This window comes from Streptomyces asiaticus, assembly GCF_018138715.1.
In the GTDB taxonomy this organism is placed as follows: Bacteria; Actinomycetota; Actinomycetes; order Streptomycetales; family Streptomycetaceae; genus Streptomyces; species Streptomyces asiaticus.
In genome coordinates this window covers 5,610,507-5,627,157 of record NZ_JAGSHX010000006.1, presented here as the reverse complement: position 1 = coordinate 5,627,157, position 16,651 = coordinate 5,610,507, and the positions used below count along the sequence as shown (strand labels likewise).

The 16,651-nt window shown below is 72.9% G+C and carries 13 protein-coding genes and 1 tRNA gene; 9 read left to right on the top strand and 5 right to left on the bottom strand.

Annotated elements, in window-relative coordinates:
• Nucleotides 1–435 precede the first annotated feature (435 nt).
• The gene (locus KHP12_RS31475) at nucleotides 436–2,016 is read left to right on the top strand and encodes an MFS transporter (RefSeq protein WP_245010994.1); all 1,581 of its coding nucleotides are present in this window, start codon (nucleotides 436–438) and stop codon (nucleotides 2,014–2,016) included.
• 31 nt (nucleotides 2,017–2,047) lie between these two features.
• Here KHP12_RS31475 and KHP12_RS31470 read toward each other — a convergent pair whose 3' ends face one another.
• From KHP12_RS31470 to KHP12_RS31460, 3 genes are all read right to left on the bottom strand, one after another.
• Nucleotides 2,048–2,968, bottom strand: a complete 921-nt coding sequence (locus tag KHP12_RS31470) for a coiled-coil domain-containing protein (protein ID WP_211833971.1) — start codon at nucleotides 2,966–2,968, stop codon at nucleotides 2,048–2,050.
• Nucleotides 2,969–3,232: 264 nt separating this feature from the next.
• On the bottom strand, nucleotides 3,233–6,394 hold the full coding sequence (locus KHP12_RS31465) for an SUKH-4 family immunity protein (RefSeq protein ID WP_211833970.1): 3,162 nt from the start codon (nucleotides 6,392–6,394) through the stop codon (nucleotides 3,233–3,235).
• A 5-nt stretch (nucleotides 6,395–6,399) separates the two neighbouring features.
• On the bottom strand, nucleotides 6,400–7,377 hold the full coding sequence (locus tag KHP12_RS31460) for an HNH endonuclease (RefSeq protein WP_037950910.1): 978 nt from the start codon (nucleotides 7,375–7,377) through the stop codon (nucleotides 6,400–6,402).
• Nucleotides 7,378–7,573: 196 nt separating this feature from the next.
• Here KHP12_RS31460 and KHP12_RS31455 point away from each other — a divergent pair, with 196 nt between their 5' ends.
• On the top strand, nucleotides 7,574–8,095 hold the full coding sequence (locus KHP12_RS31455) for a YwqJ-related putative deaminase (protein ID WP_086882993.1): 522 nt from the start codon (nucleotides 7,574–7,576) through the stop codon (nucleotides 8,093–8,095).
• Between the two features lie 92 nt (nucleotides 8,096–8,187).
• Nucleotides 8,188–8,676: an SUKH-3 domain-containing protein gene (locus KHP12_RS31450; RefSeq protein ID WP_037950987.1), complete on the top strand. Its 489-nt coding sequence runs from the start codon at nucleotides 8,188–8,190 to the stop codon at nucleotides 8,674–8,676.
• 311 nt (nucleotides 8,677–8,987) lie between these two features.
• Here KHP12_RS31450 and KHP12_RS31445 read toward each other — a convergent pair whose 3' ends face one another.
• A complete protein-coding gene (locus tag KHP12_RS31445; RefSeq protein WP_211833969.1) occupies nucleotides 8,988–10,586 on the bottom strand; it encodes a sensor histidine kinase in 1,599 nt (532 codons plus the stop codon).
• A gap of 179 nt (nucleotides 10,587–10,765) precedes the next feature.
• Between KHP12_RS31445 and KHP12_RS31440 the strand changes: the two genes are divergently transcribed.
• The 6 genes from KHP12_RS31440 to KHP12_RS31415 all read left to right on the top strand — a co-directional run bounded on the left by KHP12_RS31440 (nucleotide 10,766) and on the right by KHP12_RS31415 (nucleotide 15,551).
• Nucleotides 10,766–10,837: transfer RNA gene (locus KHP12_RS31440), tRNA-Gln, on the top strand.
• 141 nt (nucleotides 10,838–10,978) lie between these two features.
• A complete protein-coding gene (glmU, locus tag KHP12_RS31435) occupies nucleotides 10,979–12,436 on the top strand; it encodes a bifunctional UDP-N-acetylglucosamine diphosphorylase/glucosamine-1-phosphate N-acetyltransferase GlmU (RefSeq protein ID WP_086882991.1) in 1,458 nt (485 codons plus the stop codon).
• A gap of 71 nt (nucleotides 12,437–12,507) precedes the next feature.
• Nucleotides 12,508–13,485 (top strand): ribose-phosphate diphosphokinase, encoded by a 978-nt coding sequence (locus KHP12_RS31430; RefSeq protein ID WP_086882990.1) that lies wholly within the window; start codon nucleotides 12,508–12,510, stop codon nucleotides 13,483–13,485.
• 199 nt (nucleotides 13,486–13,684) lie between these two features.
• Nucleotides 13,685–14,284 (top strand): 50S ribosomal protein L25/general stress protein Ctc, encoded by a 600-nt coding sequence (locus tag KHP12_RS31425; RefSeq protein WP_086882989.1) that lies wholly within the window; start codon nucleotides 13,685–13,687, stop codon nucleotides 14,282–14,284.
• Between the two features lie 88 nt (nucleotides 14,285–14,372).
• Entirely contained in the window at nucleotides 14,373–14,963 is a 591-nt protein-coding gene (gene pth / locus KHP12_RS31420; protein ID WP_037950921.1) for an aminoacyl-tRNA hydrolase, read from the top strand.
• Nucleotides 14,964–15,032: 69 nt separating this feature from the next.
• Complete coding sequence (locus KHP12_RS31415; protein WP_086882988.1) at nucleotides 15,033–15,551, top strand: hypothetical protein; 519 nt, start codon at nucleotides 15,033–15,035, stop codon at nucleotides 15,549–15,551.
• A 158-nt stretch (nucleotides 15,552–15,709) separates the two neighbouring features.
• Here KHP12_RS31415 and KHP12_RS31410 read toward each other — a convergent pair whose 3' ends face one another.
• Nucleotides 15,710–16,543: a PIG-L family deacetylase gene (locus KHP12_RS31410; RefSeq protein WP_086882987.1), complete on the bottom strand. Its 834-nt coding sequence runs from the start codon at nucleotides 16,541–16,543 to the stop codon at nucleotides 15,710–15,712.
• Nucleotides 16,544–16,651 lie beyond the last annotated feature (108 nt).

Sequence of the window (16,651 nt, the reverse complement as noted above, 5' to 3'; positions counted from 1 at the left end):
GTTCCCCGATCGCCGCATCAAGACTGCCGCGATCCGGGAACCTCCGCGATGGGGAATGACTCCCTCTTAGCGGTAGGGCTAGCCCCACCCCCTCGGTCGCGCAGCCCGTAGCAACCTTATGAAGTGGGGACGACAGGCTCCTCATCCGCCCGGACGAACCGGGAGTAGGAGTACAGGGTGGGCATCCCCTAGGGGAGTGAGTCCTGGGTCTGACCCCGGACTCGGGGTCGATGCTGCACCCTTCCGCCACGTCAGGCTCAAACCGGGCCGTCTGGGCAGCCCGGATGCGTTCTTCCGCGAGCCTGCTCCGGCATGGAATCGTGGGTCGTACAAGCATCGTGCGCACGCGAGTCCGGCGTACGAACAACAGGGACACGTGCCGGCGCGGACCGGCGGAGGGAGCGCGCCACCGTGGGCGGCACCGCACGACGGCCGATGGACGCGGACCCCAGGCCCCCCGCACCCCAGCTCCCGCCCGGCGCCCCCACCCCCAGCGGCCGCCGCCCCGTCGTCGCCGCCCTGATGCTCGGCATGGCGCTGGCGGCGCTGGACTCGACCATCATCTCCACCGCCGTCCCGCAGATCGTCGGCGACCTCGGCGGCTTCTCCGTCTTCTCCTGGCTCTTCTCCGGCTATCTGCTCGCCGTCACGGTCTCCCTGCCGCTGTACGGAAAGCTCTCCGACACCTTCGGCCGCAAGCCCATCCTGCTCGCGGGCGTCGTGCTCTTCGTCATCGGCTCGCTGCTGTGCGCCGGGGCCTGGAACATGGCCTCCCTCATCGCCTTCCGGGTCGTCCAGGGGCTGGGCGGCGGGGCGCTCCAGGGCACCATCCAGGTCGTCGCCGCCGACCTCTACCCGCTCAAGGAGCGCCCGAAGATCCAGGCCAGGCTCTCCTCGGTGTGGGCGCTCTCCTCCGTGGCGGGCCCCGCGATCGGCGGAATGCTCGCCGGATACGCCGACTGGCGGTGGATCTTCCTCATCAATCTGCCGGTCGGCGCCCTGGCGTTCACCCTGATCACCCGCCATCTGCACGAACCACGGCGGCACCGGGAGAGCCGCCCCCGGGTCGACTGGGCCGGGGCGCTCGGTGTGTTCCTCAGCGGCGGACTGCTGCTGACCGCGCTCGTCCAGGGCGGAGTGGCCTGGAGCTGGCTGTCCGCGCCCTCGCTCACCATGCTCGGCGGCGCCGCGGTGTGCGCCGCGGCCACCGTGTGGATCGAATGGCGCGCCGCCGAACCGATCATCCCCGGGTGGGTCTGGCACCGCCGCACCATCTCGGCGGTGAACGTCGCCTTCGCCGCGCTCGGTCTGCTGATGATCGCCCCGACCGTCTTTCTGCCCACCTACGCCCAGTCGGTACTGGGGCTCGGACCGATACCGGCCGGGTTCGTGCTGTCCACGATGACGCTGAGCTGGCCGATCGCGGCCGCGCTCAGCAGCCGCGTCTACAACCGCGTCGGCTTCCGGCGCTGTGCCATCACGGGGATGACGGCCGCCACGCTGATCCTGGCCGCCTTCCCGCTCCTGCCCTATCCGGGCGCCGCCTGGCAGCCCGCGCTGATCATGCTGCTGCTCGGGGGCGCGCTCGGGCTGTTCCAGCTGCCGCTGATCATCGGGGTGCAGTCGTCCGTCGGATGGGCCGAGCGCGGCACCGCCACCGCCTCGATCCTCTTCTGCCGCCAGGTCGGCCAGAGCGTCGGGGCGGCGCTCTTCGGCGCCGTGGCCAACGCGACGCTGGCCTCCCGGCTGACCGAGGCGCCCGACGCCATCCGGCCGGGGCTGCCCGACGACCTGGACTCGGTCTCGCGCGCCCTGGAGCACCCCGGCACCCTCACCGACCAGGCGGCCGACTATCTGCGACGGGCCGTGGACACCGCCGTCGACCACGTCTATCTGGGCTCGGCGACCGCCGCGCTGCTGGCGCTGCTGGCCCTGGTGTTCCTCGCCCCGCGCCGCTTCCCGGTCCGTACGGAGGCGGAGGCGGAGGCAGGGGCGGGGGCGGAGGCGGACGCCTGAACGGCGGCCCGGCCCCCGAGGCCGGGCGGGCTCAGGACTCGTGGTGCGGGGCCGCCGTCGCGTCCTCCGCCACCGGCTTGCCGGTCAGCGCCGCCAGGCTGCCGCGCACATGCTCCAGATGCGCCTTGAGCTCCTCGCGCCGCTGCACGTGCTCGCGCAGCGTCCGCTCCGTCTCCCGCGCCAGCCGCTCCTCCCGGGCCCGCGCCTGGGCGATGATCTCCGCCGCCTGTGCCTGCGCGTCCTCCTGCCGCAGCCGCGCGGCCTGCTCGGCCATCCCGTACTCCCGCTTGGCGTCGGCGAGCCCCGCCCGGGCGTACTCCTCCAGCTGGGCCAGCCGGGCCGTCATCGCGTTGTCCCGCTCGGCCAGTTCGCGGCCCGCCGCCTCCCACCGCTCGGCGTGCTCCCGCTCCTGCTCGGCCAGGATCCCGGCGGTGCGCTGGCGCATCTCCTTCAGCTCCGTCAGCGCCTGGGCCCGCCACTCCTTGGCGTCCTGGCGCGAGACGGCCCGCAGCTCGTCCACATCCACCTGGGCCGACTCCAAGGTGGCGCGCGCCGCCACCTCGGCGGCCTCGCGGACCAGCTCGGCCTCGTCGCGGGCGGCGTCCCGCACCCTACGGGCCACGGCCTGCGCGGCCTCCCACTCCTCCTGCGCCGTCGCCTCGGCCGCCGCCCGCAGACAGACGACCTCCTCCTCGGCGGCCATCAGGATCAGCTGGGCCCGGTCGCCGAGGGACTCATAGGTCTGGGGGGCCAGTTGGGAGATCACCTCGCGCAGCCGCTCCGCCTCGGCGGTCAGCTCATTGGCCAGCACGGTGAGGCGCGCGGCGCGCTCCCACGCCGCGTCCCGCGCTTCGGACAGGTCGGCCACATAGCGCTCGACCTGCGCGGGCCGGTAGCCACGGCCCCGTCCGCCGACGATGGTGAAGCCATGACGTGACACCGATGCGCCCATCCTTGGAACCCCTTTTGTCCGGTATGCAACGCGCTTCGGCGCACATCTTTATAGATGGCCTCTCATCCCCATAACGCGACACTCCGCCCATTTCCGCGGCCGGGAGCGCCGCCGGTGACAACAACGACGAGGCGCCCGCCCCCGTCACGGGGGTCGGGCGCCTCGATCGCCATTCGTTCTTCGGCCGCGCGGTGCGCGTTCCTCGGTCGCGCGGTTCGTCCGGTGGCGCGCGGTCAGGGCCGCGCGGGCGGACGCACAACGGGCTTACAGCAGGCCGTCCCACATCTGCTCGAGCAGCACGGCCCACCAGTTGTCCGGCGTGGACAGCGCCGCCGGGTCCAGACCCGCGAGTTGCGCCTGGAAGTCCACGGTCCAGCGGCCCGCCTGGTCCGGCGTCAACCCGTACCGCAGCCGCCACATCCGGCCCAGCAGCGCCATGCACCGCACGAACTCCGGGAGCCCGGTGTTCACGAACTGCGGCGGGGCCGGCTGGGGCGTCGCCTCCAGCGGCACCGCCACGATGTTCGCCGTGCCGTACTGCACACACAGCTGACGGCCGAAGTCATTGCCCATGACCAGGTACGAACCCGCGTCCGGCGCGGACTGCACCCCGCGCTCCGCCGCCAGCTCCGCCAGCGTCGGCACCGGGCGGCCCGCCTGGGCCTGCGCCCAGAAGAACGGACCGAAGTCCAGCGGCAGCCCCGCCCACACCAGCGTCTGCGCCACCACCTCCGGAACGCCCATCCGCGACACCGCGCGCTGGTCGAAGCGGACGATGCCCTGCGGCCCGAACGCCTGGCCCAGCTCATGCGCCAGCCCCTCCGGCGGCACCGGCGGAATCGGCTGCACCTGGCTGGGGTGCGGCAGCGGCACCCGGTTCGGCGCCGGACGGGCCGGGCCGTCCGCCACCTGGTGCAGCTCGCCCTGGTGCTCCAGCAGATGCCGTACGCCCTGCTGCCGGGTGGCGTGATCGCGTCCGTACGCGGCGGTGTGGCTGATCCGCACCTGCGGCCAGCTCTCCCGGATCATCCGGGCGCAGTAGCCGCCGGGCAGATCGCAGGACTCCAGCTCGGTGTGGAGCTCCAGCACCTGCTGCGGCGGGACGTTCATCGCCCGCAGCTCATGCAGGATCTGCCACTCCGGATGCGGGGTGCCGGGCGCCGAACGGCGGATCAGCTGCTGCTCCGAGCCGTCCTGCGCACGGTAGCGCAACACCGCCATATAGCCCGGGCCCACGGTCGGCTGACCGGGGGGCGGCGGCGGATACGCATAGCCGGGCTGCGGCGCCATCCCCGGCGCGGGCGCGCCCGGAGGCGGCGCCAGCCCCTGAGCGGGAGCACCGGCGGGCGGGGGCATACCGGGGGCGCCGGGCGCGCCAGGGGCGCCCGGTCCGCCCGGGTACGGCGGCCCGGCCGCGCCCGGCGGGGGCGGCGGCGTGTGCGGACCACCCGCACCGGGGACACCGGGTGGGCCGGGCGGCTGCGGGCCGGACGGGGCACCCTGGCCCGGAGCGCCGGGCGCACCGGGCGGGTGCGGGGTGCCGGGGGGCGGGGTCTGGCCGGGCGCGCCCGGACCACCGGCGAGCATCGTCGCGGCAGCGTGCACACCACCACCGGGCGCACCCGGAGCACCGGGCGGAGGCGGCGTCTGCCCACCACCCTGACCACCGGGAGCGCCAGGAGCGCCCGGCGCGCCGGGAGGGCCGGGGGGACCGGGAGGCTGTGGGGTGCCCGGAGGCGGGGTCTGGCCGGGCGCACCCGGACCACCCGCGAGCATCGTCGCGGCAGCGTGCACACCACCACCGGGCGCACCCGGAGCACCGGGCGGAGGCGGCGTCTGCCCACCACCCTGACCACCGGGGGCGCCAGGAGCACCGGGAGCACCGGGAGCACCGGGAGCGCCAGGAGCACCCGGCGCTCCGGGCGGACCAGGCGGGCCGGGCGGCCGCGGGGCGCCGCCGAGGCTTTCGGAGTCGAGCTGCGAGACCAGCTGCGTCGGTACGTACCCACCGGCCGGAGCGCCGGGGGCACCGGGACCGGACGGCGCGGGCGACGGAGGCGTGGAGTCCGCACCCGGCCGGGCGCCGGGCGTACCGGGCGTACCCGGGGCCCCCGGAGCACCGGGCGGCGGAGGCGTCGGACCGCCGCCCGCCTTACGGGTGGCGGCGTCCGCGATGTCGCTCGCGTTGGGATGGGCACCCGGACCGGCACCGGGTCCGGCACCGGGGCCGCCCTGCTGCCCGGGGAAGTCGAGGGACGGGGCGATGGCCGTGGGCGGCAGCGCGCTGCCGCCGGACATCAACTCGGTCTTGGCGTCCGGCCGTATGCCCGGCGCCGGGGTGTCCTCGTCGTCGTAGCCCGCGAGCGGCGGCGCGAAGACCGTGGCGGGCGGGGCGACCGAGCGGTCGTCGTCATCGTCGCCCTTGATGTCCGTACCGGCCCACGGCGTACCGCCGCCGGGTGTGGCCGCGTTGTCGGCCTGGCCCCCCGAGGAGGGCGTACCGGCGCCCGGCGTGGGCGGGGCCCACGGGCTGCCGCCACCGGACGGGGGCGGAGGCGGAGCGTTCCGCCAGCCCTCACCGCCGGGCGGGCCACCGGGCGCGGGCGGGCCGTCCTGCGGCCGGTCGCCCGCGAGCGGGCGCGCGACACCGTCGGACGGCCAGTCGTCCACCGCCCCGCCCCGGTCCCGGGGCGCACCCGGAACGGGCGCGGGCGGAGCGGGCGGAGCGCCCGGCGCGCTGTACGGCGCGTCCGGACCGGCGCTCCGCGCCCCGCCGTCCGACGGCCAGTGGTCCATGCCCGGGGACCTGTGTCCCGCCGCCCCGGGCCCGGCGGCCCCGGCCCCCGGCCCACCGGCCGACGGCCAGTTGTCCTCCGGCGGCAAGGGAGGTGAAGCGGACCCCGCAGCCGGAGCAGCAGGGGAAGCGGGAGGACCAGGAGCCGCCGAAGGATCCGGAGCCGAAGGGGAACCGGCAGCCGCGGCGGCGGCATCCGGCTCCGCCCCCGCCCGCTGCTCGGGAAGGTCCAGCCGCCCCTCGGACCGGCTGCTCATCGCGTCCGCCGCCTCCTGCAACCACTCCGGCGGAGTGAGCAGGAAGGAGGTCGCGTTCAGATCGATGCGCTGCTGCCGCCCGGTCGTGGACTCGTCGCGGGAGCCGTCGGTCGTGCCGTACCGCTCCTCGTAACGGCGGATCACCTCGCCCACCGGCAGCCCCGGCCACAGCGTGGTCTCGCCGCTGTCGCGGGCGATCACCATCCGCGTGCCCTCGGCACCGCTGCCCGAGACCGGGCCGTCCGGGCGGTCCTCGGCCCAGACCACGAAGCCCAGGTCGAACTCCCGGACCCGCGCCTCGCGCTGCTGATAGGCCGGCACATCGCCGTTGATCCAGAGTTCCGCGCGCTCCTGCGCCTGTGCGAAGGTCACCATCGCGCTCACCCCTCCACCGGGACGGCGTACGCGAATCCACCGTCCACCATCAGGTTCGCCACGGTCTCCAGCTCCGGCGGATTGCCCGCCAGCCGGAGCAGGAAGGCGTCGAAGTCGTCGCCGCAGGGCAGCAACAGCCGCTCCACCCGCTCCTGGACCGTCCAGCCGTCACGGTCCCGCGCGTCGTCATACGCGCAGAACCACACCGAGCCGATCGCGTCACCCTTCACCTTGACCGCGATCACCCCGCCCTGGACGAAGCCGACGCCCAGATAGTCCTTGGTGAAGTGGTCCCGCAGACACTTGTTGACATAGACGAGGTCATTGACCGCCGCCTCGTCGCGCACCGTGAAGAAGGGCTGGTCGATCAGCAGCCCCAGCTCCGGGTCGAGCGCCGTGCCGACCGGCGCGCAGCCGCCCGCCGCCTTGAGGAAGGCGCGGTACGCATCGGGCAGCCGGTAGCCGAGGTCCTCCTCGACGCCGAGCACCTGCTCCTCGGTGACGGAGATGCCCCGCAGCGGCAGGCCCACATGCATCGGCCGGGTCTCCTGAAGCGGGCGGGTACCCCGCTTCTCCTGGTCGACCTGCGCCGTGGCGAGCCCGCCGTGGTGCCGCAGCAGTGCCTTGACCTCGACCGGGATCAGCTCCATGCGCCGGGTGCCGACGACGTGGTGCCAGGTCCAGCCGTGCGGGGTGGCCACCGCCGACGCCCCGTTCCACAGCTCGTGCCCGGTGGCGTGCAGCGCCGCGTTCGCCGAGACGTAGTCCGTCAGCCGGAGCTCGTCGACGCCGAACCCCTCCGGGGGCTCCGCGATTTCGGCGGCCGCGCGCGCATACGGCGAGAAGTCCGGAAAGCCGTTTTCGTCCACGCGGACACCCTTGGGGTGGCGCGCGGCCCGGACCGGATCCGGGAAGTGCACGACCTGCCCGGCGTAGGCCGTGTTCGGTGGCGCGGCATGCTGCCCGAGCCGACCTGTCGTCATGGCGGTTGCCCCCTGCTGATGCTGGCTACTGGGCACAGCCTATGCGGTGACGCAACCGTCCGAACCGGGCGGCCATCCACCCTCACGACGGCCTCCGTCCCCACCAGGTCGTTCAGACCCGGACTACCGCAGCGCCCGCGGGATTTGGCAATCTGATCATTGCAACCGGGGGATTGCACAGGGAGGGATCCACCACATGCACATCACGCAGAGCAACGGAGGCGGCGACGGCGCCACCCCCGCGGCCGGCGACCCCCGGCTGAGATGGAGCAGCGTCGACCCCGACGCCGGCCCACCGCCGCTGCACCGCCGCCGCGACGGCATCCTGCCCGCCGTCGCGGCCGCGCTGTCCGTCCGTGGCGAAACGCTGACCTGCACCGGGGGCAAGGCCGACCAGCCGCCGACGCTCCATCCACTGGTGCGGGAATTCCTCGACGCGCTCGCCAGCGGCCAGCGTGAACGCTTCACCGGGCGCTGCCCCGAGGTGATCCTGCTCTCCCGCCACCTGGCGAACGTCGAGGCCGGCCGCTCCAAGCGCGCCTCCCGCAAACCGCTCACCCAGGGTGAGGCCCGCCGCTCCCTCAAACAGGCCAAACTCACCACTCGCCGGATCCGGGAGGCGGGCGACCCGCAGCACGGCAGCTACGCCCCGCCCTGTCTGTCCTGCGCCGCGCTGCTGGCCCATTTCGGCGTACGGGTGGTGGGGGGGAGCACGTGAGCCAGGCACATCAGGCACCACAGGCACCACAGACGGCCCAGGCCCCGCGGGGAGCCCCGACACGGCAGCCGACACGCCCGGCGCGGCAGCCGATCGACCGCTTGGACGTCACCCGCTTCTCCGTCGCCGTCGACGCCGCCCTGCGCGAGGCGGGCTGGCAGCCCGGCCGCTGGGACATGCAGCGCGCCGAGGTCTGGGCCGACACCCTGCGCGCCCACACCTCCCCGGCCGGCCACCGGCACGCCGTCTTCCCGGCGGCGGTCGAGGCATGGGCGGAGTTCGGCGGGCTGCACATCCAGCCGCCCGGTGCGGGCCGCGAGATCGCCCCGACCCCGTTCCGCATCGATCCCCTGCTCGGCCTCCATCTCGCCCGCACCCTGGGCGATCTGGGCCGGGCCCTGGAGACCGAGGTGAGCCCGCTGGGCGAGGAGGCGGACGGGCAGGCGGTGTTGACCATCGACGCGGAGGGGCGGATCTACAGCCTCGACCACACCGGGGACTGGTACCTCGGCCCCACCCTGGACGCCGCCCTCAGCACCCTCGTCACGGGCGCGCTCCCGACGAGGCTGACCCGTGCGTAACCCACGCAATCCGACCGGCCACCGACTAGGCCACACGGGCCCGCGACGCCAGGCACAGCGCTCCGGCTACCGCCGGGAGGCGCCCCGAAGGGGCGCGGGGCTGTGTCGATATGCGGCTCCGCCGCGTGGGCGCGACCAGCCACGACGGCGCCGCGGACGAACGACGGCAGCTCAGGGCACGTCCGCAGAACGCTCAGGCGCTCTTCGCCCGCTCACCCCCCCACGCGGCGGAGCCGCATATCGTCAGGTGTCGGGAAGGGGCGGGTAGGGGAACAGCCCGCCGCAGGCGCCAAGCTCCGTCGAACGCCCCCTTAGGCGCTCTTCGCCCGCTCCACGCCCCCGGCGCGGTCGGCCGGACGGTCCGCGGGCTGATCCGTGCGGTCCGTGTGATCCGTGTGATCCGTGTGATCCGCGTCATTCTTACGGTCGGGGCCGTCCGGCCCCTCCGCCCCGTCCGGGATGACCGCCGACACCCGGAAGCCCCCCGCCTCCGTGGCGCCCGACACAAAACCCCCGCCGAGCGTCGAGACCCGCTCCCGCATCCCGACCAGGCCGTTCCCCCCGCTCGGCAGCCCCGCGTCCGCCGCGCCCCGCTCCGACGGCCCGTTCTCCACCAGGACCGCGATCTCCGCGGTGCGGTGCGCCACCCGGACCCGGGCGCTCGCGCCCGGGGCGTGCTTGTGGACGTTGGTCAGCGCCTCCTGGACCACCCGGTAGGCCGTCTGCTCCACCGGCGCCGCGTACCGCCGCTCCTCGCCCTCGACCGAGAGCTCCACGGCCATCCCCGCCGCCCGGGACTGCCCGACCAGCGCCTCCAGCTCCGCCAGCCGCGGCCCCCCGGCCACCTCCACGCCCCTCCCGGCCGCTCCCGCGGCCCCCGCGGCCTCCGCGGCCTCCGCGGCGGCCGAGGCCGCGGCCACCACCCCCGCCAGCGGCCTCTCCTCGGCGGAGGCCCCGGCAGCATCGGAGGCGTCGGCGGTAGAGGACCCGGCGGAGGAGAACCCAGCAGCGGCGGCGGAAGACGAGGACCCAGCAACGGAAGACGAGGACCCGGCGGCGAACGCCGCCCCCGCCCGCGGACCGTCCTCGGACCGCAGCACCCCCAGCATCTGCCGCAACTCGGTCAGCGCCTGCCGTCCCATGTCGCCCACCAGCGCCGCGTTCTTCGACGCCTTCTCCGGATCCTTGAGCGCCACCGCCTGAAGGGCCGCCGCGTGCACCACCATCAGGCTCACCCGGTGCGCCACCACGTCGTGCATCTCCCGCGCGATCCGGGTCCGCTCCTCGTTACGGGCCCACTCGGCCCGTTCCTCCGCGCGATCCGCGAGCAGCGAGAGCTCCCGTTCCAGACCGTCCGCCCGCTCGCGCAGGCTCTCCACCAGCCGTCGCCGCGCCCGGACGTACAGCCCCAGCAGCACGGGCGGGCCGGTCAGCCCCAGGGTGAGCACCATGGCGAACATCGGGGCCTCCCACACGGAGGTCCCCAGACTGCTCTGCGGATTGTCCTGGCGGAGACCGATCACCGTGACGAGGAAGCTGCCCACCGCCGCCATCCCGGCCAGCACCGCCGTGATCCGGCGCGGCACCTCGGAGGAGGCGAGGGTGTAGAGCCCCACGACGCCGAGCAGCAGACCCATTTCGGCGGGGGCGACCGCGATCGATATCAGCACCACGGCGATCGCCCAGCGGCGCCGCAGCACCAGCGTGGCGCCGACGAGCGCCCCGGTCAGCACCCCGGCAGCCACCGGAATCCGGGCATCGTGGGCGAATCCGACACCCTCCGCCGCGCACTCGATCGACGACGCCACGGCGAGCAGGACATCGAGCCCCATGCTCCGCCGCCGCGCCCACCACCACGGCCCCGCGGGCGCGCCCCGCGCGCCCGTGGCCTCTTCCCCCGTCGGACTCATAGCGACCAGCCTACGGCCGGGCGCCAGCGCTTTTCCCGGTGACACGGCGGCGCGCCCGCCGCGCCGTCCGCGCCCCCGACGGGCTGGCGCATACCGTCGCACGGAAGGCTCCTGGTACGGCATAGTGGAGGGCGCCGTAGCGGCGGTCTGATCGAATTCCGGTCAGATGGCTCGCGCCATCCCCCGTGGTGTAATTGGCAGCACAGTGGCTTTTGGTGCCATTTGTCCGGGTTCGAGTCCTGGCGGGGGAGCTTCACATTCCGTCTTCGGTCCCGCCTCGCGTTCCGCCTTCCCGGGGGCCTGATCTCCCGGCTCGGGACCCTCCTTCCTTTCCGCCCGGAAACCTCTCGGTATCCTGCGGGTGTCCACCCCCGAAGCCGAAGGGCACACCCGTGAGCGCCAACCGCCCGGCAGCCGTCGTCGTCCTCGCAGCGGGTGAGGGCACCCGCATGAAATCGGCGACCCCGAAGGTTCTGCACGCCCTCTGCGGCCGCTCCCTCGTCGGGCACGTCGTCGCCGCCTCCCGCGAGCTCTCCCCCGAACACCTCGTGGTCGTGGTCGGCCACGCCCGGGAGCAGGTCTCCGCGCATCTGGCCGAGACCGACGCCGAGGTGCGCACCGCCGTCCAGCACGAGCAGAACGGCACCGGGCACGCCGTCCGGATGGGCCTGGAGGAGCTGTCCGACAGCGGGGTCGCCCTCGACGGCACCGTGATCGTCGTCTGCGGTGACACCCCGCTGCTGACCGGCGAGACGCTCCAGCGGCTCGCCGCGGCCCACGACGCCGACGGCAACGCCGTGACCGTGCTGTCCGCCGAGGTCCCCGACGCCACCGGCTACGGCCGGATCGTGCGGGAGGACGCGACCGGCGCCGTCACCGCGATCGTGGAGCACAAGGACGCCACCGACGCGCAGCGCGCGATCCGCGAGATCAACTCCGGGGTCTTCGCCTTCGACGCCCAGCTGCTCACCGACGCCCTCGGCAAGGTCCGCACCGACAACAGCCAGGGTGAGGAGTACCTCACCGATGTGCTCGGCATCCTGCGCGAGGCCGGACACCGGGTGGGCGCGTGCGTGGCGGGTGACCACCGCGAGATCGTCGGGATCAACAACCGCGTCCAGCTGGCCGAGGCCCGCAGGCTGCTGAACGAGCGGCTGCTGGAGCGGGCGATGCTGAGCGGGGTGACCGTCGTCGACCCCGCCACCACCTGGATCGACGTGACCGTCACCTTCGAGCCGGACGCGCTGGTCCACCCCGGCACCCAGCTGCTGGGCGCCACCCACCTGGCCTCGGACGCCGAGGTCGGGCCGAACTCCCGGCTCACCGACACCACCGTCGACCGGGGCGCGGTCGTCTCGTTCACCGTCGCGGACGGCGCGGAGATCGGCGCGGGGGCGAACGTGGGGCCGTACACGTATCTGCGCCCCGGGACCCGGCTGGGCGCCAAGGCCAAGGCCGGCACGTATGTGGAGATGAAGAACGCCTCGATCGGCGACGGCACCAAGGTGCCGCATCTGTCCTACGTGGGCGACGCGACGATCGGCGAGCAGACCAACATCGGCGCCGCCAGCGTCTTCGTGAACTACGACGGTGTGAAGAAGCACCACACCACCATCGGCAGCCACTGCCGGACCGGGGCCGACAACATGCTTGTGGCTCCCGTCACGATCGGGGACGGTGCTTACACCGCCGCCGGATCGGTCATCACCAAGGATGTGCCCCCGGGCTCGCTCGCCGTCGCACGCGGACAGCAGCGGAACATCGAGGGCTGGGTCGCCCGCAAGCGCCCCGGAAGCGCCGCGGCGCGAGCCGCCGAGGCCGCTCGTCGGGAGGACGAGGACCAGCAGTGACATGTGCACAGGTACACCGTGCGGGGCGTACGGTGAGAAGTGCACCAAAGCGACATCCAAGGAGACTTGTTGTGACCGGGATCAAGACGACCGGCGAGAAGAAGCTGATGCTCTTCTCCGGCCGCGCCCACCCCGAGCTGGCCGAGGAGGTCGCCCATGAGCTGGGCGTCAGCTTGGTCCCGACCAAGGCATTCGACTTCGCCAACGGCGAGATCTACGTCCGCTTCCAGGAGTCGGCACGCGGTGCCGACTGCTTTTTGATCCAGAGCCACACGACTCCGATCAATAAGTGGATCATGGAACAGCTCATCATGGTCGACGCGCTGAAGCGGGCCTCCGCGCGCTCGATCACGGTGATCGTTCCGTTCTACGGCTACGCCCGTCAGGACAAGAAGCACCGTGGCCGGGAGCCGATCTCGGCCCGGCTGATCGCCGACATGCTGAAGACGGCGGGCGCCGACCGGATCCTCACGGTCGATCTGCACACCGACCAGATCCAGGGCTTCTTCGACGGTCCGGTGGACCACCTCTTCGCGCTGCCGGTGCTCGCCGACTACGTGGGCGCCAAGGTCGACAAGGCCAAGCTCACCGTGGTGTCGCCGGACGCCGGCCGGGTCCGGGTCGCGGACCGCTGGTGCGACCGGCTGGGCGCACCGCTGGCGATCGTGCACAAGCGGCGGGACCCGGACGTGGCCAACCAGGTCACGGTGCACGAGGTGGTCGGCGATGTGCGGGGCCGGGTGTGTGTGCTGGTCGACGACATGATCGACACCGGTGGCACCATCTGCGCGGCGGCGGAGGCGCTGTTCGCCAACGGCGCGGAGGACGTGATCGTGACCGCCACCCACGGTGTGCTGTCGGGTCCGGCCGCGGACCGGCTGAAGAACTCCAAGGTCAGTGAGTTCGTCTTCACCAACACCCTGCCGACTCCGAACGAGGTGGAGCTGGACAAGGTGACCGTGCTGTCGATGGCGCCGACGATCGCCCGCGCGGTCCAGGAGGTCTTCGAGGACGGCTCGGTGACCAGCCTGTTCGAGGAGCAAGCGTGAGCGGCTTAACCTCCCCGGACCGGACGTAGAGGCCACTCCCGTCAGGGAGTGGCCTCAGTCATTGGTAGAATCGTTGAGTTGCTCGGCGAGGGAGGCCGCTTCTCACAGCGGCTGTCCGTTATCGACGCGCTCTTCGTAGCAGGTCTGTCGTGGGCCGGGTGACGCCCACACACCGTAAACGATCTACGAGGAGTGCCCCATGGCCGAGGTCAAGATCGCCGCTAAGCCCCGTACCGAGTTCGGCAAGGGTGCCGCCCGCCGCACCCGTGCCGCCGATCGCGTTCCCGGCGTGGTCTACGGCCACGGCGTCGACCCGCTGCACGTCACGCTGCCGGCGCACGACCTGCTGATGGCGCTGAAGACCCCGAACGTGCTGATCCGTCTGAACGTCGAGGGCGGCAAGGACGAGCTGGTCATCCCGAAGGCCGTACAGCGTCACCCCATCAAGATCGGCGTGCTGGAGCACATCGACCTGCTGCTGGTGAAGAAGGGTGAGAAGGTCACCGTCGAGGTGCCGATCCTCACCGAGGGCGACCTGGCCCCGGGCGGCAACCTGCTCGAGCACCTGCTGAACGCCCTGCCGGTCGAGACCGAGGCGACCCACATCCCGGAGTCGGTCACCGTCTCCATCGCGGGCCTGGACGCGGGTGCCACCATCCACGCCAAGGACATCACCCTCCCGGCGGGCACCACGCTGGCCGTCGAGGACGACGCGGCCGTGCTTCAGGTGGTCGCCGCCCAGGCCGAGGCCCCCGCCGAGGAGGGCGCCGAGGGCGAGGCCGAGGGCGCCGAGGCGTAATCTGCGCCTGCTCCCTTTTCGCTGCTCCGGCCGCCGTCCCGCCCCCTGGGGTGCGGGGCGGCGGCCGTCCTCAAGGAGAGACATCCAGATGACGGACGACACGAGCCCCTGGCTTGTGGTGGGCCTCGGCAACCCCGGTGGCGAGTACGCGGGCAACCGCCACAACGTCGGCTTCATGGTGGCCGATCTGCTGGCCGAGCGGATGGGTGCCCGTTTCAAGGCGCACAAGTCGCGGGCCCAGGTCGTCGAGGGCCGGGTGGGTCCGCCCGGGCCGGCGAGCCGCCGCGTCGTGATCGCCAAGCCGATGTCCTTCATGAACCTCTCGGGCGGTCCGGTGACCGCGCTGCGCGACTTCTACAAGGTGCCGGTCGGTCATGTCGTGGCCGTCCATGACGAATTGGACATCGATTACGGGGCACTGCGGTTGAAGATCGGCGGTGGTGACAATGGCCACAATGGGCTGAAGTCGATCACCAAGTCGCTGGGCGCGGACTACTGCCGGGTGCGCTTCGGAATCGGCCGTCCGCCGGGCCGGATGGATGTCGCCGCGTTTGTCCTCAAGGACTTTTCCGCCGCGGAGCGCCGGGAGTTGGACTATTTCGTGGACCGCGCGGCGGACGCGGTGGAGACGCTCATCGCGGACGGGCTGGAGCGCGCGCAGGGGACGTACAACTCCTGAAAAACGCCGCTCGCCCGTTTGTTCGTCGGAAGGTTGACCGACGGCCCGGGGATGGCGAGGATCGCCGCCATGGCTTCCACCGGTGTGACCAAGCGCAGCCGTGCGCGGCGGGCGGGCGAGAACGCGTACGGGTTTCTGTTGCTGGCGAAGAACGTGGCAATGGCGCTTGTCGCGCTGCTGATCCTGGTCGCCGGGGTGTGGTCATCCTGGGGCGACGCCAAGCCGTCGACGCTGACCAAGGGGCTTGAGCGCGGCACCGTCACGGTCTCCGACTGCGGCGACGAATGGTGCACCGGCTCCTTCACCCCGGCCCGCGAGGGCGGCACGTCCCGTGGCCGGGTACGGATCGACGAGACCGTCACGAACGGGACGGGCGACCGGGTGCCGGTGGCCCTCAAACCCGGCACGGACCACGCCGTCCGCACCGGCGCCGCCGGCATGCTCCACGCCTGGGTCCCCTTCGGCGGCTCCCTCCTCCTCACCTCCCTGATCGTGGCAGGCGGCCTCGGGCTGCGCCGCACGGGCTGGGCCATGGGCCTGCTGGGCGCGGCGCTGCTGGGCGCGTCCTTCGCCACGCTGACGCTGTAGCGCTCACCGGGTCCCCCCTGGGTCCGGGCGCACGCTTCGTCCCGGGACCACCCCGCCGTGGTGCGACCGGCCCCTTGGCCGAGGAACGCGCCCGCGTCCGCTGGGGCGGACGCGCCCTCGGGGCCGTGGCCTGACCGGCCCGGCGAACCTACGCGGTCTCAGCGCAGTCCGGCGAAGAGATCGTTCTCGGGGACGGCCGCGCCGGTGGCGTCCTGGACCCGTAGGAAGGTCTCCATGCCCATCAACTCGCCGAACCGCTCCTTGCCCATCTTGAGGAAGAAGATGTTCTCGCCCTGACTGGCGTGCGCGGCCAGCGCGTCGAACTTCTGGCCGCTGAACGCGGTGGTGTCCACCCAGGTGGTGATCTCATCGTCGGGGAGGCCGATCTCGGGCATCGCCGCGGCCTCGGCAGGGTCCGGCTCCGGCATGTCCTCATGGAACTCGCGCATGATCTCGCCGAACCGCCGCATCCCCGAGCGGGGCATCGTGGTCCAGTAGACCTTCGGGGTCAGCTCGGTCATCTCCAGTGCCGCCATCGTGATGCGGTGGGCCTGGATGTGGTCGGGGTGGCCGTAGAAGCCGTTCTCGTCGTAAGTGACGACCACATCGGGCCGGTAGTGCCGCATGAGTTCCGCGAGTCGGGCCGCGCCTTCCTCCACGGGGGTCTGCCAGAAGGATCCGGGGGCGTCGTTGCTCGGCCAGCCCGTCATCCCGGAGTCGGCATAGTCCAGCATCTCCAGATCGCTGATCTTCAGGACCTCACAACTCGCCTCGAGCTCTTGACGGCGCATCAAGGCGACCGCCGCCGGATCGTGCCCGGGTTCGCCCGGTTTGACACCCCCCGGTCCGTCACCGCAACCGCCGTCGGTACACGTCACGAGAACCGTACGGATGCCTTCCGCCGCGTACCGCGCGAGGACCCCTCCGGTCCCGGTGGCCTCGTCGTCGGGGTGGGCGTGCACTGCCATGAGCGTCAAGGGCCGGTCAGCCATGAAACAGTCCTCCTGGAGAAATATGTCTTCGGTCGATGCAACCGCGCCGGCTGGACCGGCTGTTCCCGGCGCGGCCGCTCGGCCTTCCACGCGCCGGCGTTTCAACGC

Coding starts and splice junctions, on each gene's coding strand:
- KHP12_RS31465 (WP_211833970.1), bottom strand. CDS start 6,394: ATGGTGACCTTCGCACAGGCGCAGGAGCGCGCGGAACTCTGGATCAAC.
- KHP12_RS31425 (WP_086882989.1), top strand. CDS start 13,685: ATGGCCGAGGTCAAGATCGCCGCTAAGCCCCGTACCGAGTTCGGCAAG.
- KHP12_RS31470 (WP_211833971.1), bottom strand. CDS start 2,968: ATGGGCGCATCGGTGTCACGTCATGGCTTCACCATCGTCGGCGGACGG.
- KHP12_RS31455 (WP_086882993.1), top strand. CDS start 7,574: ATGCACATCACGCAGAGCAACGGAGGCGGCGACGGCGCCACCCCCGCG.
- KHP12_RS31475 (WP_245010994.1), top strand. CDS start 436: ATGGACGCGGACCCCAGGCCCCCCGCACCCCAGCTCCCGCCCGGCGCC.
- pth (WP_037950921.1), top strand. CDS start 14,373: ATGACGGACGACACGAGCCCCTGGCTTGTGGTGGGCCTCGGCAACCCC.
- KHP12_RS31460 (WP_037950910.1), bottom strand. CDS start 7,377: ATGACGACAGGTCGGCTCGGGCAGCATGCCGCGCCACCGAACACGGCC.
- KHP12_RS31445 (WP_211833969.1), bottom strand. CDS start 10,586: ATGAGTCCGACGGGGGAAGAGGCCACGGGCGCGCGGGGCGCGCCCGCG.
- KHP12_RS31410 (WP_086882987.1), bottom strand. CDS start 16,543: ATGGCTGACCGGCCCTTGACGCTCATGGCAGTGCACGCCCACCCCGAC.
- KHP12_RS31415 (WP_086882988.1), top strand. CDS start 15,033: ATGGCTTCCACCGGTGTGACCAAGCGCAGCCGTGCGCGGCGGGCGGGC.